The following is a 16,329-nucleotide window of genomic DNA, read 5'->3' as shown; positions in this document are numbered from 1 at the left end:
TGCTTTTATCTGATGGGCTTAAACGTTTGTAACTGAGTTTTTTCTTGTCGCCATTGCCTTGGCGATTTTCCCGTCCAGCGACGAAAGTGGCGGCTGAAGACCGCAGTTTCTGCATAGCCCAGTTGCAACGCGCTCAACGCTGCATTCTCCGGTTGAGAGCAGACGGCCAATCATGTTTGCTGCTTGGTCACTGAGATTGTTGGGGTAACGGGTTTGCAGCTCTTTGAGGTGCTGTTGAAAATGGCGCTCTAGTGCGTCTTCATCTTGGTGGTTCTTAGCGTTAAGCAGAGTCGCTTTAAGTAGGATACCGTCAAACTTATCACCGAAACGCAGTTTGTTCTGCTGGGCAAACTTGCTTTTTTCTACTTCCAATGTTGCGTGTTGAGTCAAATGTAGCGCGAAGTGACTTGCTTCAATATCAAGTAAGCTCGCAACAAACATCGCCAGATGCGACACACTGAGCTGCATCAACTGCGCGATACCTCGTTCGCTGTGCACATCAATATTGAGCGACAACCGTACCCAATCATCTTGTGGCGTCATGTTGAGAGTTACCCCTGACGAATGTAGATAGAGAAAATCATTCACCCGCGCCAAGGCATCACCAACCGTTTCCGCGCGAGAAACCAGCATTGGTAAGTCCCCCAAGCTTTGTAGGTTTTGACGCTCAGCGAGTAACGCACCAAACAACGGTTGCTGACAACGAGCAGCCGCTTCCTCCAGCAATTCAGCCAGCCTAGGGTAGGCGAGATACGTATCGGGATTGCGAAACTGCGCCGCAGACAGCCCGACGGCAGCCATAATCTCAACCGGATTCTGCCCCAGTTCGGAAACCAAGCTATCAAATTTATCGGCAGCGCCACTTCGTACGATATACATGTCTCGATTTTTAAATGTTAACAGGTTGTAAATCGCAATGTGTCAAATTTACTTCGCAAAAGGTCAAGTGAGTGTCAGTGAGTTGATCTAGGTTACATTTTGATAACAAAAACGCATGAATGAGAAGGTGTATGGAACTTATCAATAAAACGGCCATCGTGACTGACGCTGCGGGTGGAATTGGGCAAGCTATTATTGCAAAGCTAAGAGAGCAAGGAGCCAAAGTGCTTGCTGTAGATATTTCAGAGCAATCACTGCAAATGTACGCAAGTTTTGGCCCTAAGCAGTTGGAAACCTTTGTTGCGGACGTCACCGATTACCAACAAGTCGAAGCCATGGTGAAGTACGCGGTCGAACTATTTGGCTCACTTGACATCATGGTCAACAACGCGGGCATCGGTGCACCGAAACCTCTGCTTGACCACGACCCAATTGCTGATTTTGAGCCGATCTCAAAGGTCAACCAAAATGGTGTCTACTACGGAATTCTCGCCGCTGGGCGACAATTCCAAGCGCAAGGCACGCCGGGCGTGATCCTCAATACTTCTTCTGTTTACGCACGAATGGCGTCTGAGATGACCTTTACCTACAACGTCAGTAAAGCCGCAGTCGATATGATGACCAAATGCGCCGCATTAGAACTCGCACCATTGGGTATTCGTGTTTGCGCTGTCGCTCCGGGACGCGTTGATACTCCGATGTTAAGGCAATACGAAGAGATTGGCCTGTGGGACCACATCCGCAAAGAACAGATGCGTCAAAACTTCACACAACCAGAAGAGATTGCTGATGTGGTGGCGTTTCTGGTCAGCGAGAAAGCCAACTGTATCAACGGTTGTACCATCAGCGCATCTGACGGTTTCGAGAATTTTAAGTACCCACTTATGGGATAGGCGAGTACGCCACATTACAGCAACAGCGAGGATGTAAGTTATGTCATTACCAGAAGTTATTCAGCACCAAGATTTCTTATTAACTCTTAATACCAATGAAGAGTCGATCATCAAAGACGCATTACCGGGTGTGGATGTTTACCCGTTGTTTCTTGACCCAGAAAACGGAACTTGGGTGATACGCGCCAAGTTCAAACCGGGCGTGACTTTACCTAAGCACTTCCACACTGGTGTGGTGCATTTCTATACACTGAGTGGCGCTTGGCACTACATTGAATACCCAAACCAAGTCCAAACCGCTGGTAGTTATTTGTATGAGCCAGGTGGTTCGATTCATACCTTTCACTGTCCAGAAGAGTCGGGTGGTGCAGATGGATTTATGGTGATCCAAGGTGCGAACATTAACTTTGACGACGAGGGTAACTTCATCAACATCATGGATGCAGGTTGGATTGAGCAAGTTGTTATTGCAACAGCGAAAGCACAAGGCTTCACTGCGCGCTACATCAAACCGGGTGCGATTGCTGGCCTAAGCGATGAGCTAGCGGAGTAACCCCATGCAACAGATGAACAGTATCATAATGCAGGATGGTAGTGTCCGCCTGAAGCAAGTCGAAATCCCCAAACCTGCAGCGGGACAAGTGTTGGTTCGTAGTCTAGCTTGTGGCATTTGTGGCTCCGACCTTCACATTACTCGACACGCGGATGAGGTATTTGATGTATTCCACCAGCTCGGGTTGATGCCTGATGAAGCCGGTGAGCACGCTCAAGTGATGTTGGGGCATGAGTTCTGCGCGGAAATTATCGAATACGGTGCCGATACGCAGCAAACGTTGTCCGTTGGTAGCCGAGTCACCTCAGTGCCGATGTTGCTCAGCCAAAATGGCGCGGGCGTTGGTGTTACTCCGGGTACTTATGGCGCTTACTCTGAGTATTTCCTGCTTGATGAAGCGTTATTGCTACCTGTGCCAGACGGAATGCCGTCTGAGGCGGCGGCATTAACCGAACCACTAGCGGTCGGTTTGCACGCGGTCAACCGCAGTGAAATCGAAACGGAAGAAACAGCGCTGGTTGTCGGTTGCGGCCCTATAGGGCTGGCGGTGATTGCTGCACTGAAACAACGTGGCGTCAGCAATATTCTTGCGGTCGATCTTCAGGAAGAAAAGCTGCAACTTGCCAGCGAGTTTGGCGCAAATCGATTGATCAACCCGACCAAGGAAGACGAGATCGCCGTCGGGGCACAGTACGCGATGAATTCACGCTTGGTCATTTATGAGTGTGTTGGCAAGCATACCTTGATTGACGATTTTCTGCGCCGCGCTCCTGCCCGAGCGCGAATCGTCATCTCGGGTATCCATACGACACCCGCAATCATTAACTACGCGTACGCGACGGTAAAAGAGCTCGACTTGAGATTCTCTTACTACTACCAACCGCACGAGTTTGAGCAATGCCTACAAGCGATTGCCGAACATAAGTTGCCTTGGCAGAAAATGCTCACTGCCAAAGTAGGGATCGATGGTGTGGAAGATGCGTTTAGACAGTTAATGACTCCCAATGACCACATCAAAGTGGTTATCGAACCTTGGCGCAGCGGCGCGTTAGAAGTGATTTAACTCTTAGCCAGATTAAGCTAGCTAAAACCAATTTTAGTTTGGTGACAGCCCCAACCGTAGCAGCTAGGTTGGGGCTTTTTTGTTAGGCCTGTTCTGCGCATTCCTGTTGCAGAGCAGGGTAATCGGTGTAGCCTCGTTCGTTTCCGCCAAACAACGTTGAGCCATCGAGTTCTGCCAACGGATGGTGATGTTGCAAGCGAGAGACTAAGTCTGGGTTTGCTACGAATGGCCGTCCGAATGCGACAAGATCCGCGTAGCCTTTCTCTAATACTTCGTTTGCTCGTTGAGGATCGTAGCGACCGGCAACAATAATAGCGTTGCGAAAGCGCTTTCTAAGTTCGATTCGAAACGTCTCAGGAATCGTTGGTGCATCGGCCCAATCGGCCTCGGACAAGTGCAAGTAGGCAATGTCGCGCTCCTGTAGCTGTTTTGATGCTTCCAAGATTGTTGGAACGATATCTGGGCAGTCCATATCTTTAAACGTAATGAATGGTGCCAGTCTCACTCCAACTCGATGCGCACCAATAGCGGCGATAACTGCATCCACTACTTCGATAAGAAAACGGATACGATTTTCTCGTGAACCGCCGTAGTTGTCTATTCGATGGTTTGAGTTGGTTCTTAAGAACTGATCGATCAGATACCCATTCCCGCCGTGGATTTCTACACCATCAAAACCCGATTCAATAGCGCGTTTGGCTGCGTTCGCGAAATCACCGACAACTCGGTTGATATCCGCTTGTGTCATGGCGTGTGGCTCAACACAATCGACCATATTGCCGTTGCCTTGTTCATCTGCAATCCAAACTTGCGTCTCTACCGGAGCGAGCGCAGATGGCGCGATAGGCTGTTCACCATTTTGGAATGTTGGGTGAGACACTCTGCCCACATGCCATAGCTGACAAAACATCGCTGCGCCTTGTGACTTGACCGCTTGGGTCACACCCTGCCAGCCCGCCACTTGCGCATCGGTGTAAACGCCAGGGGTGAACGAATAGCCTTGAGAATCGTCCGAAATTTGTGTGGCTTCGGAAATGATCAGCCCGGCAGAAGCGCGCTGTTGATAATACGTTGCCATCATCTCATTCGGGATGTTGCCCGGCTGAGTGGTGCGTGCGCGAGTCATTGGTGCCATGACAATGCGGTTTTGTAGTGACAACGCTTTCAGTTGAGCTGGTTCAAACAGCTTATTTGTTCTTTGTTTCATGATGCGCTCCTTAGATAAGTACTGGCACGTTGGTCGCTTTACGAGCGGTTGCCATCCAGTGAAGTACGGCTGGATCCCATTGCACTTCGGGCGCACTGAAAAAGCCGCGTAGAATGGAAAACATAATGGCTTGATCAACCAGTGACGTTTGCTTTTCTGAACTTAGGTTGAGCAAGGGTTTAGTTTGTTCTATCAAAGCGGCGACTTCTTTCGCAATCGCAGGTGTATCGTTAATCAAAGCTTCAAAATTTAACGCTTCGGTTTCTTTTTTTGCACGCCATGCTTGTTTAGCGGTTTCTGTTGCAAATTCCGGTAACGTCATGTTTGACCAACGCGGATACCCGACTTTTTGTAGCGGTAAAAATGCTTGTTTTTGCCAGTCTAAAACCGGTGTTGAGGGTTGGCTGTTTTCGCTGGAAGATGCCAATTCAAGGAAGTAGTTGATGATGTCTAAGCTTTCCGCCATGGCTTCACCATCGTCTTTGATCAAAAGAGGAACTTGTTTTGCGCCGATGAGGTTTGTGGTGGTGCTCTCGTCGTCATAAGCAATGTTGATGACGTCGAGCTGAATATTCAGCATGCCTGCAACAAAACGGACGCGGGCGCTAAAGGGGCAATGTTCATAAATGTACAGTTTCATTTTTGTTTCCTATCTCTTGGCTGGGCAGGGCGTGTTGTTGTGCGTTGAACAGCGTTACGGCGTTTAACTTTGCCCTGTCACATAACGTTCTGGGTCTAAACAATGTCGATAGGGTCAGTATATGGATTCGATTTAATTTGATAATTGAGTAATATCTGAATTGATTATTCAGTTTTTTCAAATAATAAGGGCGCGAAGATGGATAAGTTTTCGGATATGACGTTGTTTGTCAGCATCGTTAAACATCAAGGTCTGGCAGCGGCGGGAAGGGAGTTAGGTTTGTCTCCGGCGACGGTAACGGCAAGGCTGCAAGCGATAGAAGAACGCTATGGCGTAAAGCTGCTCAACCGAAGCACACGCCACGTATCACTCACGGACGCAGGGGCAATGTACCATCAAGCTTGTCTGAACATCATTGATAGCGTGAAAGAGACGGAAAACTTACTGCAAACGGGTATTTCGGAAGTGCGCGGAACGTTGAAAATTTCAGCTCCACGAGATATTGGCAAACAAATTATTTCGCCGATGGTGTCGGCTTTTTCTGAGCAATATCCGGATGTGACGCCTTATCTATATCTTAATGACAATTTATCGAACTTGGCTGAATCGGGGCTCGATTTAGTGATTCGTTACGGTGAGTTAGCGGACAGCAATCTCATTTCGCGCAAGCTGGCGTCGAGTCAACGTGTGCTGTGCGCGTCACCTGATTATTTGTCGAAGCAAGGTATCCCAAACTGCCCACAAGATCTCGCGGATCATCGCTGCTTAGCCATGGTGCGCAGCAATGAAGAATTAAAAACGTGGCACTTTAAAGATGAAGAGTCTAACCAAACGATCACGGTCACGCCAAAGCGATTTTCTGATGATGGTGAAGTGATTCGACAATGGGCGTTGGACGGTGCGGGGATTGCGTTGAAATCGATTTTAGATATTCAGCAAGACCTAAAACAACAACGTTTAGTAACGGTTTTGGATGGGTATATGAAAAACTTCAGCGCCTTTTCGCAAGGCGCTGAAGCGGATCTGCATGTCATTTATCAAAGCCGTCAATATCAACCGAAAAGAGTTCGCCTGTTTTTGGACTTTCTAGTTGAGCAATTTAGCGCGCTGAGTGATGCCAGCAATCAGATCTAGATGCGATTCCGAGGTTTCTCGGCGGTGGCGATAAATCCCGACGGTGCCAGGGTTTGGTTCGTTTTCCATGGTTAAGCATCGTAAGCCAAAGGATTCCAAATACGGTTGCAGATGGCGGGTATAAGACATCACCGCGACGCTTTCTTTCAGTACATCAATGCTGGCGAGCAGAGAATCCACTTCGTAAGTCGGTCTGTCATCCAGTTGCTGCCTTTCGCGTTCATTTTGTTTCGGGATTGGGTTGTCGATGACGTGAGCGAATTTCTTAGCGTCATAAGTGACCGAAAGAGCGGGGTATTCGTGCAGCATTTCTTCGGTGACGGTTTTCCCTAGCAGTGGATGGTTTGAGGAAACAAAATAGGCATCAACCGTTTGAAATAGCGGAATAAACGTAACATCGCATTTAGACGACAAGCCGACAATCTCGTGGCCGATGAAGAATTCAATCTGTTCGTTGATTAATGAATCCATCAAGCCTAAGTGGTTGCCAAATTCGACGTGTGTAGATGCCGATGGCTGCTTGGTCAGATGTTCATTGAGTGCTTGTTTGACGAACAGCGGCCACCACGCATCGCCAGTACCCATTTTAATTTTTCCGACTTGATACTGTTTCCGTTCATCAATGCTTTGCATCATTTGGTTGTATTCATGCTGCATCGCGTTGCTATGGCGATAGAGGATGCGTCCGTATTCGGTCAACACCATGCCATTAGGATGACGTTCAAACAGCGTCACGCCGAGATTCTCTTCCAGCTTCTTTAAATTGCTTGTTACCGTTGGCTGGCTTAACCCTGCCATTCTTGCCGCAGCACTGATGCTTTGGCAGCGTGCAACCAGTAAAAATTGCTGCAGAGATTTGTCCATTTTCTTTCCCCTCTAAGAACGAGGGGTATTTTGCACAATTTCATTTATAAATCACAAATCTGTAATCTCATTTGATTGAAATTATGCGCATTTCATAGATCTACATCACTGTTGGGGTTTGACGTATAGATGTTATCTATAGCTCGCTCCTGACTTCCTATTTTCCCCTCAAAAAGGTGTTCTTTAGACTGTCGCCAAAATAACAATCTAAGGGATGAACATGAAACCGAGTTTTATTGCGCTTGCTGTCGCGTCTTGTATTGGTCTTGCTGGGTGTGGGTCAGATTCTTCTGATGCGCCAATGCCGGTCGACAAACCAATTATTTCAGCCGACTTATATTTACGCGGTTTAAATGGGGATTGGGGCACGGCAGAGCATGCCAAGCTAAACTATTTGGGTAATAACGAGTACGAAACCGTACTGCGCGTCGCTCGAGGTAGCAATCAGTTCAAGATTGCTGATCCGGGTTGGCAGATCCAATACACCTATTTTGAGGAGCCCGCGGCGTTCGATAAAGCTCAAGAGTACCTGCCAAAACCAGACACGAATGAAGCGTGTATGAACGATGATTGCAACTCTGAGATCACGTTTGAAGACAAAGGGTATTACAAGTTTTCTGTGAGCTTTGCCGATGAAAGTCGCGCGACAATGACTGTGACGAAAGCAACGCAAGAAGAAGCGGAAAAATACTACTCTGATGCGATTCTCGACCCTGCAATGGTGCATCAAGGGCATCAGGATAAAGAAGTGAAACTGTTCGCCAATTACGATGACTCGAGTGATACCGTGATTTTTTCGGTGAAAGATCCTAAAGCTGAACTGCGTGAATTTGGTATTTCAACGACGACAGAATTGCGTGATGCGCTCGACCAAGGCTTAGTGATTAATGAACAAACAGGGCCGCGAGTGGTGTCGGGCGATGTCGCGTTTGACGCGTTGTTTGCGTTGACGATGAAAGAGCTAGACCAGCTTGCCGTTTCTGAAATCAAAGACGGCAATTACAACTACAACAACCCAATCAAAGCGGAAGTTTTTGAGACGGGCGCGAAGTGGCATTACGTATGGACGCGTGATTTGGCGTACGCAGCAGACCTTTCGCTTGCATTGATGAATCCAACTCGCGTGCAAAATGGTTTGAATTTCAAATTGTCCGCTTTCCGCGATACGACCGATCAGCAATACGATGGCGAGCAGATTGTGCAAGATACGGGCACGGGCGGTAGCTGGCCAATCAGTACCGACCGCACGACTTGGGCGCTTGGTGCAGAAAGCTTACTTTCGGCATTGGATGGGGAAGAGTACAACCAATTTGCCGAGCGCGCTTACAAAGCGATCAGTAATACACTTGAAGCCGATCGCCTGGCGGCTTTTGATGCGAAATCTGGTTTATACACCGGTGAGCAATCATTCCTTGATTGGCGTGAGCAAACGTATTCAACGTGGACGCCAAACGATGTCAATGCGATTGGTAGCAGCAAAGCGTTATCGACAAACGTGGTTCACTACCGCGCGATTCAGCTCGCGGCTAAGTTGGCAGAGAAGTACGATTCAACCAACGCGGTCAAATACACCGAGTGGGCTGCACAGCTAAAAACCGCTATCAACGAGCAGTTTTGGAATGCCGAACGCGGTATGTACGTAAGTTATTTGTTTGATAATGGCAAAGACATCGCGGTCGACAAATATGACATGTTGGGCGAAGCACTTGCGATCATCAGTGGTGTGGCAAGTGATGCGCAGGCGAAACAAATCATGGCCAATTACCCACACAGTGAGTTTGGCGTGCCGGTTTACTTCCCTCAACAACCGGACGTGCCTGTGTACCATAATCGCGCAATTTGGCCATTTGTTACCGCGTACAGCTTGCGCGCCGCGCATCAAACACAAAATGTGGCAGCAGCGAACAATGCCATTCAATCGTTGGTTCGTGGTACGGCAACTAATTTATCCAACATGGAAAACTTAGAGTGGCTTTCTGGTAAGTCATTCATCATCCATAGTGATCATGGTGAAGATCCAAGCATGGATGGCCCAGTTATTAACTCTCAGCGTCAGCTTTGGTCTGTGGGTGGCTACTTGAACATGGTGGTAGAGACCCTATTCGGCATCCATACCGAAACGGGCAAGTTGGAAGTGAAGCCGTTTATCACAAGTTGGGTGCGCAATAACTTGTTGGCTCAGTCTGAACAAATCACGTTGGAAAACTTTGCCTTCAAAGGAAAGAACTACTCGGTAACGATTGACTTGCCTGAAGTAAGCAAAGATGACACAGGTTACTACCCAGTTGAAAATGTCACGATGGACGATGAGGGGCATTTCCACGTGACATTGGGCGCGCTTGTGAATGTAGATAGCAGCATTACTTTAGTTTCTGGTGTGAAACCGTACGCAAGTGAAGATAGTCGCGTTTATTCTCCGCAAGAGCCAACATTGGTGGTAAAAAGCGTTGATAATTCGGTTTCGATTGACGTGACGAGTAAGTACAACGTGAACTTGTATCGCAATGGCGAGCTGATTCAAAAGAACGTGATTGCTCAATCTTATTCCGATACGCCAATAGGTTTTGCTTGTTATTTGGCTGAAAGCATTAACGATAAAGGCTTCCGTTCTAACCCAAGCCAACCTGTTTGTGTCGGTGAAGAGATCCGCATCAAACTCGATGGCGAATATCAGCCACTCAAAGACAATGTCTCAGTGGTTACGGTGAGTAAAGACAGTGGCATCGTAAAAGGTACAGAGTCGTTTACAGCGCCTGTAACGAGCACTTACCAGTTCGATGCTTGGTACAACAATAACCTAGGGCAACTTAATACTGGCATCACGAACACCGTGAAATTGTTAGAGGTATTGGATGATGCAGGTAAGGTGGTTGGCCAAGGTTACTTGCAGATGGGCCATATTGGTGAAAACCAAGGTATGCGTTACTCAACGCCAATTGAAGTAGCGTTGGAGCAGGGAAAAACCTATCAGATCGCGCTGAAGGACCACTTCAATATGAGTTACCTCAAATCGAATGAAACCTACATTTACGCTGGTGGTATTGAGGGTGAAAAGAACGAAGCGCAAATCGCAGATATTCGAATCACACCTTTAATGTAGACTGTTTTAACAAAGCTGTATTCTAAAAAACTGTGTTTTAAGAAAAAAAGCCGCTGAGATTATCAGCGGCTTTGTTGTATTTGCTATCGGTGGCCGTTTACAGGTTAGTTTGCAGCTTGCGGACGAGGCTTACGGCGCTGACCTGACGGTTTGTTTCCTGCAGGCTTAGCATTGTTTGGCTTGCGGTTACCAGACGGTTTACCAGCGTTGCCACTCTTATTACCGTTTGGTTTATTTCCATTCGGTTTATTACCATTTGGCTTGTTGCCGTTAGGTTTGCGGTCATCTGGTTTACTGTTTGCACGACTTTGGCCTTCACGGTTGCCTTTAGGCTTGCCTGCACCGCCTTGGTTGGTGCTGTTTTTGTTGCCGTTGCTACCACCGTTGAAGCGACGTTTGGGTTTGTTTGCACCATTGCCTGCTTTCTTTTCGGCTGCTGGGGCATTTTCACTTGCAGCATTTGGCGCTTTTGGTTTTTTCGGCTTCTTAGGTTTTTTCGGTTTGATTGGGCGCGTATCCAGTTTAGATTCTGGCACCACATTGGTTGGCGCAAAACCTTCCAACTTTTTACGTGGTAGTACTTCTTGAATCAAACGTTCAATCGCAAACAATTCAGATGCTTCTAGCGCACACACCAGTGAAATCGCTTCACCTACTTCGCCCGCGCGGCCAGTACGACCAATACGGTGAACGTAGTCTTCTGCCACTTTCGGTAGCTCAAAGTTCACCACTTGCGGTAATTGCGGAATATCGATACCGCGCGCAGCAATGTCCGTCGCGACCAACACACGAATTTCACCCGATTTAAAATCCGCCAGTGCTTTGGTACGCGCGCCTTGGCTCTTGTTGCCGTGGATGGCAGCAGCCGGTAGATTTTGTTCGATCAGGAACTTCGCCAGACGGTTTGCGCCGTGTTTCGTTTTCGTAAACACCAGCACTTGCTTCCAATCGCCGTCTTTGATCAATTTAACCAACATCGGTGCTTTCTTCTTCACGTCTGCTGGGTAGATGCTTTGCTCAACCGTTCTCGCCGTCGAGTTTTCCGGGTTAACGGAAATCTCAACCGGGTTGTTCACCAAGCCTTTCGCAAGGTCGCGGATTTCATCCGAGAAAGTTGCAGAGAAAAGTAGGTTCTGACGCTGTTTAGGTAGCAGAGCTAGGATCTTACGAATGTCACGGATAAAGCCCATATCTAGCATGCGGTCTGCTTCATCGAGCACTAGCACTTCCAGTTGGTCGAACTTCACCGCATTTTGGTTGTACAAATCCATCAGGCGCCCTGGTGTCGCGACCAACACATCCGCACCTTTGCGAAGACGCTGCATTTGCGGGTTGATCTTCACACCACCAAAAACCACCGTACTGCTTAGTGGAAGGTGACGGCCGTACATAAACACGTTTTCTTGCACCTGAGCCGCAAGTTCACGCGTTGGCGTCAGGATAAGTGCACGAACTTGGTTAGCACGAACGCGAGGGCCGTTCGATAAACGCTCAAGAATCGGTAGCGTAAAGCCTGCGGTTTTACCTGTACCAGTCTGCGCTGCTGCCATTACGTCTTTCCCTTCCAAAATAGCAGGAATTGCTTTTGCCTGAATTGGCGAAGGGGTGTCGTAGCCTTTTTCTTGAATAGCTTTAAGGATTGGAGCAGATAGACCTAACGAGGTAAAACCCATATGTATGATTCTCAATTGTAGAGTTAGATAACAACGCGCCGAAAACAAATCGGTGCGAAAAGTGCGACATTCTGAGGCTTTTACGCGCAGGCTTCAACTAATTCCGTCATGGATAAATATTTGAACTGGATCTCATTTCTTTTTGGCAGGCAAAACTGATAACTGGTTTGATCGATCGATTGAATGGTTTTACGTTGGCGATGCCCATTCTTACATCGCTATCACGGCATGCAGTTTGAGTTTATCGAATGCTTTTCGGAGCAAGGGGGAGGCTTGATCCTTTCATTACTCCGCTTTTGCATGCGTTAAAAACGCACTCGTCAATTGCTGAAAGAGCGAATCTACCGATGGGCGGTCGGATACATGATGGAAGAGCGGTGTGTGGACATCACCACGAATATCATCGCTGTGACCGCAAAGCTGATTACACATTCGTACTGGTTCGACAATCTTCTCGACGTCGGCATCAATCAGAATGCATGCTTGTGACAATACCACTTGTCCGCCGCCTTTTTTAAGTAAAACACGCTGCGCGGTTCCCACGACTTTTTGCCCGCCAATGTTGAGGTTGTACTCGCCATCGCAGTAGGAATAAGGCGTAGCATGAACATCCACTTTCACGCCGAGCTGTTTAAAGAAAACCGTTAATATCGCACATAAATCGAGATACGCTTTTTTGATGTTGTAAGGCTCGCCTTCTGGCCAGTGGTAAATGTGGGATAGATTGATAATACCTGGCACCTGAGGGACTGGGGCACCACCGGTTTTACGAGAAAAGAGCTTCCAGCCAGACGTATTTAACGCATGTTCTAACTCATTAGACACTGGCCATTTCTTACCCGCGGGAAGCACGAGCGTTGGACTTTTTACTTGCCAAAGCAATAGCACTTGCGAGAGTTGGTTGGACTGAACTTGTTTAATGAGCTCATCTTCTTTGTCAAATGCATCAGCGACTTCCGTAGCTGTGTAGCGAATTAGCTTATTTTTAGCAACCAAACTCTATCCCTCGCGGCTATTTAATCATTACTGTTGTATCTCAGATACAGCTTTATTGCTAGGTCTGTGATTATTAGGTTTTTGCTCGCTAGCTGCATGATCACCTTTTGGATCTTTTCCGTTGTCCATTAATTCTGCTTGAACACGCGATAAAAAGTTTTTGCTAGTCATCACATCAGCCATTCATAAAATCTGCCATCTATGAAAAATTTTGGCGATATAAGTATGAAAAAGCGAGTGATGACTCTCGCGTTAGCGGCATCATTAACGGGATGTGTGACGTTCCCAACTCAAGAATCTGAGCAAGTACAGGTGCTTTGGGACAATGTGAATGCGATTGAAAACTGTGAACTAATGGGTACCGTGATCGGCTCAGAAGGCCACTTTTACGACTATTGGCTTCACGCAGATAAAGACATGGTTTGGGGTACGCTAAACCAAATGCGCATCAAGGCGGCGGATTTAGACGCAGATACCCTGTACTTATATCAACCATTGAGCTTTTCTACGTCAGTAACGATGTTTGCAAATGCTTACAAGTGCAAACAGTAGCTATAGGCTTGAAGACAGGCGCTGCTCTCCTGTCTTTGATGCGTTCTACAAATACTGGCTACCTTGCGTTAATTGACGTTTGCTGTCGCCACCGCTGATGTATCAGAGAACGACAATGTAAAGTCTCGCTCGGTATTAAGCACTTTGGCTGGAAACTCTAAGCTCAACTGCGTATGTGGCGCGACTTCTGAAGCAATGCTAGTAACGAATTTTCGGGTTTCTCCAGGAGAGATCGATATGTCACTTCCACCTTGTGATGAGAGCTCAGCGATACCCATTGTTTCAAGTGTGTTACCTGCAGTATCCGCCAGGTGTAGTAAAGATTCTGACTTGTAGATTAATTCTCCACTTTCTGTGCGATATGCATTAAACGTGTTGAAATTTGGTTGTAATGATCCTTGTGAACCAATGTTAGTAACGGAAAATGTCACATTAGCGCCATCAAAGTTCTCGACTCTTACGAGTACGTTACCGTCTTGGTAACGAGCGGCTGCTGCCGCGGTTGCTTGTTGTTTCTGCCGCTGTTTTTCTTTTTCAATGTCGCTTAACTGTTTCTGCTCATTAGCGATTCGATTCTTTGCCATGGAGTACGACTGATCGACCATTGCTATTAAAGCGGGGATTGAATACAAAGTGAGGCCTTCCAAATGGTCAAAGTCGATTTTGGCATGTTGAGTACGTTTATGATTAGAAAATTGGCAGTAACCATCAATCAAACTGATGAAAGCCACTTCAAAAGTGCCCTGTAATCGGCTTACTTCCTGTGCTGCTTTCTCTAGATTTGAGCGGACTTTCCGAATCTCTTCCAAACTCTTTTGTGAAAGACGACCGTTTGGCGATACGTCGTTAGAAACCGAAACCAGTTCTTCGGTCACAAATGGATTGTTTTCGGCTGGAATCACCGTAGTTATACGGTTGGATTTGGTGATGTCTTCGCCCAATAAAACCATCATTTTTTGCGATGCGGCGGTTGTGTTGCCCGCTAATACGTCACTACAGTTTGGCGACGTATTGGCATACACGGCGAATGCGGTAAAAAGTGAAAGTGTAACGGACCAGCCGATGGTGACGAGTCCTGTCGTGGTTCGAGTATTCATCCTGATAACCCCTCTGTCATTTGGTGCGATTCACTGACGTAATTGCCAATCAAAAGATTGGCTCGCGACATTCAGAATGGTTCTGGTCAACCCTTCGTAGTGGGTCTGCCCACAGATGCTTTTTTAGTCGTTTATCAACCGCTAAGCCACGATTGATAAAGTGTCTGAAATTGAGAGCATTAACGCTGCGAAGTTGATGTCTTTGACTGAAAGATAGACGTAACTTTTCTAACCATCAAATACGTGATTGAGTTCTCATTTTTATATGAGTGAGAGGTTCAAGAGAAAACAGGCACTTACTGTAGAGAGTTGATTTGAAGGAAAAATATAAATTTTTTTGGGGAACTTTTTTGATGCTGCCTTTGAGACTTTTTTTGAATCTCAAAGGCAGGTTCTTACACTCGCGTTCAATTACAACGTGTTGAGGACATCCGCGAGTCGAGAGACAGCGGTCGTCAGTTCTTCTGGTGTAGCATTGGTAAAGTTAAGACGCAGAGCGGCTTTTACCTTTGAACCTTCTGGATAAAAGACCGGGCTAGGCACTACAGCAACCCAGTTTGCGAGAAGGTTTTTCGCCAGTTCGAAGGTGTCGCATTCTGGAATCTCGACCCAAACGAACATACCACCATCGACGGGTTTGAGTACGCAACTTTCTGGCAGCTGTTTTTGCAGTTCAGCAAACATGACATCGTAACGTGATTTGTAAAGCGCACAGATGGTTGAAATGTGCGTTTCGAAGTTGTCATGTTGCAGTAGACCATGCAGCAAAGCTTGCATAGGAATACTAGAGTGCAGATCGGCACCTTGTTTAATTTTGATGAGTGGCTCAAGGTAGCTACTCTTGCCCGTAACTACACCAATACGCAAGCCTGGTGAAGCTATTTTGGAGAAAGAGCGCAATACGATGGAGTGCTGTGGGCAGAAGTCCGAAACCAGTGGAAGCGCTTCACCAGAAAAACGCAGCTCGCGGTATGGTGCGTCTTCAATGAACGCCACGTCGTATTGTATACAAAGCTCGGCAACTTTTTGGCGAGTCTCTAGCGCCCAGCATACGCCCGTTGGGTTGTGAAAATCGGGTACGGCGTAGAACATTTTTGGTTGCTGCGTGGCAAAGCACTGTTCGAGTTCTTCAAGGTTTGGGCCACACTCGGTTTGTGAAACGGTCACGATGTTGGCTTGCACTAGACCGAATACTTGCATAGCACCAAGGTAGCTCGGTGCTTCCATCACCACTTTATCGCCCGGATTTACGTACGCACGCGCAATCAAATCTAGCCCTTGCTGAGAGCCCGTTGTGATCATAGCCAAATGAGATTCCGGCAGCTGGTAATAATCGGTCAAAAAGTTAAGTAGCGGGGCGTAGCCTGCTGTTGCGCCATATTGAAACACCTCTGGCATATTAGCGAGGTTTTCGAGCGTCGGTTTCATTAAGTCGATCGGGAAGGTTTTTTCGTCCGGCAAGCCACCTGCAAGAGAAATGACGTTCTTATCGCTCGCTGCTGCGAGGATCTCTCGGATGTAGGATGACTTAGTTTGTTGTAATGACTGTGCGATTTCCATGTGCTGTGCTTCTCGTAATTGTCTTTTTTTATGTCAGAAATAGTATAGGTAAATTGCCAAGCTTGGTGTGTCCATTTATGCTGTTAAACATGTCCATTTATGCTATTTAAGCGAAAGT

At 47.2% G+C, this 16,329-nt stretch carries 14 protein-coding genes and 1 pseudogene; 6 read left to right on the top strand and 9 right to left on the bottom strand.

Going from position 1 to position 16,329, the window contains the following annotated elements:
- Positions 1-5 precede the first annotated feature (5 nt).
- Positions 6-879 (bottom strand): annotated as a pseudogene (locus R7P35_RS06470) (AraC family transcriptional regulator ligand-binding domain-containing protein).
- A gap of 131 nt (positions 880-1,010) precedes the next feature.
- Here R7P35_RS06470 and R7P35_RS06465 point away from each other — a divergent pair.
- The 3 genes from R7P35_RS06465 to R7P35_RS06455 are packed head-to-tail and all read left to right on the top strand — an operon-like array spanning position 1,011 to position 3,388.
- Positions 1,011-1,772: an SDR family NAD(P)-dependent oxidoreductase gene (locus R7P35_RS06465; RefSeq protein ID WP_086047528.1), complete on the top strand. Its 762-nt coding sequence runs from the start codon at positions 1,011-1,013 to the stop codon at positions 1,770-1,772.
- Between the two features lie 40 nt (positions 1,773-1,812).
- Positions 1,813-2,325, top strand: coding sequence for a 2,4'-dihydroxyacetophenone dioxygenase family protein (locus R7P35_RS06460; protein WP_053304588.1), 513 nt, complete (start codon positions 1,813-1,815; stop codon positions 2,323-2,325).
- A 4-nt stretch (positions 2,326-2,329) separates the two neighbouring features.
- A complete protein-coding gene (locus R7P35_RS06455; RefSeq protein WP_053307200.1) occupies positions 2,330-3,388 on the top strand; it encodes a zinc-binding dehydrogenase in 1,059 nt (352 codons plus the stop codon).
- Between the two features lie 82 nt (positions 3,389-3,470).
- Here R7P35_RS06455 and R7P35_RS06450 read toward each other — a convergent pair whose 3' ends face one another.
- On the bottom strand, positions 3,471-4,595 hold the full coding sequence (locus R7P35_RS06450; protein ID WP_318091879.1) for an alkene reductase: 1,125 nt from the start codon (positions 4,593-4,595) through the stop codon (positions 3,471-3,473).
- A gap of 10 nt (positions 4,596-4,605) precedes the next feature.
- Complete coding sequence (grxB, locus tag R7P35_RS06445; protein WP_015312939.1) at positions 4,606-5,235, bottom strand: glutaredoxin 2; 630 nt, start codon at positions 5,233-5,235, stop codon at positions 4,606-4,608.
- A gap of 198 nt (positions 5,236-5,433) precedes the next feature.
- Between grxB and R7P35_RS06440 the strand changes: the two genes are divergently transcribed.
- The gene (locus R7P35_RS06440) at positions 5,434-6,369 is read left to right on the top strand and encodes a LysR family transcriptional regulator (RefSeq protein ID WP_258458566.1); all 936 of its coding nucleotides are present in this window, start codon (positions 5,434-5,436) and stop codon (positions 6,367-6,369) included.
- Here the strand turns inward: R7P35_RS06440 and R7P35_RS06435 are convergent.
- On the bottom strand, positions 6,322-7,233 hold the full coding sequence (locus R7P35_RS06435; protein WP_029852941.1) for a LysR family transcriptional regulator: 912 nt from the start codon (positions 7,231-7,233) through the stop codon (positions 6,322-6,324). The two genes, R7P35_RS06440 and R7P35_RS06435, sit on opposite strands and share 48 nt — an antisense overlap.
- A 220-nt stretch (positions 7,234-7,453) precedes the next feature.
- Between R7P35_RS06435 and R7P35_RS06430 the strand changes: the two genes are divergently transcribed.
- Entirely contained in the window at positions 7,454-10,333 is a 2,880-nt protein-coding gene (locus tag R7P35_RS06430; RefSeq protein ID WP_318091876.1) for an MGH1-like glycoside hydrolase domain-containing protein, read from the top strand.
- Positions 10,334-10,437: 104 nt separating this feature from the next.
- On the opposite strand, the gene R7P35_RS06425 is transcribed toward R7P35_RS06430, so the two are convergent.
- The 3 genes from R7P35_RS06425 to R7P35_RS06415 all read right to left on the bottom strand — a co-directional run bounded on the left by R7P35_RS06425 (position 10,438) and on the right by R7P35_RS06415 (position 13,185).
- Positions 10,438-12,006: a DEAD/DEAH box helicase gene (locus R7P35_RS06425; RefSeq protein ID WP_213972243.1), complete on the bottom strand. Its 1,569-nt coding sequence runs from the start codon at positions 12,004-12,006 to the stop codon at positions 10,438-10,440.
- A 285-nt stretch (positions 12,007-12,291) separates the two neighbouring features.
- A complete protein-coding gene (locus tag R7P35_RS06420; protein ID WP_005373753.1) occupies positions 12,292-13,002 on the bottom strand; it encodes a biotin/lipoate A/B protein ligase family protein in 711 nt (236 codons plus the stop codon).
- 27 nt (positions 13,003-13,029) lie between these two features.
- The gene (locus tag R7P35_RS06415; RefSeq protein WP_213871512.1) at positions 13,030-13,185 is read right to left on the bottom strand and encodes a hypothetical protein; all 156 of its coding nucleotides are present in this window, start codon (positions 13,183-13,185) and stop codon (positions 13,030-13,032) included.
- A 42-nt stretch (positions 13,186-13,227) separates the two neighbouring features.
- Here R7P35_RS06415 and R7P35_RS06410 point away from each other — a divergent pair, with 42 nt between their 5' ends.
- Complete coding sequence (locus R7P35_RS06410; protein WP_005387015.1) at positions 13,228-13,554, top strand: DUF4156 domain-containing protein; 327 nt, start codon at positions 13,228-13,230, stop codon at positions 13,552-13,554.
- A 68-nt stretch (positions 13,555-13,622) separates the two neighbouring features.
- On the opposite strand, the gene R7P35_RS06405 is transcribed toward R7P35_RS06410, so the two are convergent.
- Positions 13,623-14,651 (bottom strand): hypothetical protein, encoded by a 1,029-nt coding sequence (locus tag R7P35_RS06405; protein ID WP_053304579.1) that lies wholly within the window; start codon positions 14,649-14,651, stop codon positions 13,623-13,625.
- A 411-nt stretch (positions 14,652-15,062) separates the two neighbouring features.
- Entirely contained in the window at positions 15,063-16,211 is a 1,149-nt protein-coding gene (locus R7P35_RS06400; protein ID WP_017819834.1) for a PLP-dependent aminotransferase family protein, read from the bottom strand.
- Positions 16,212-16,329 lie beyond the last annotated feature (118 nt).

It is taken from the genome of Vibrio sp. Vb0304, from assembly GCF_033338995.1.
GTDB lineage: Bacteria > Pseudomonadota > Gammaproteobacteria > Enterobacterales > Vibrionaceae > Vibrio > Vibrio alginolyticus.
The sequence above is the reverse complement of the archived record's forward strand: the minus strand, read 5'-3'. Positions and strand labels throughout refer to the sequence as shown.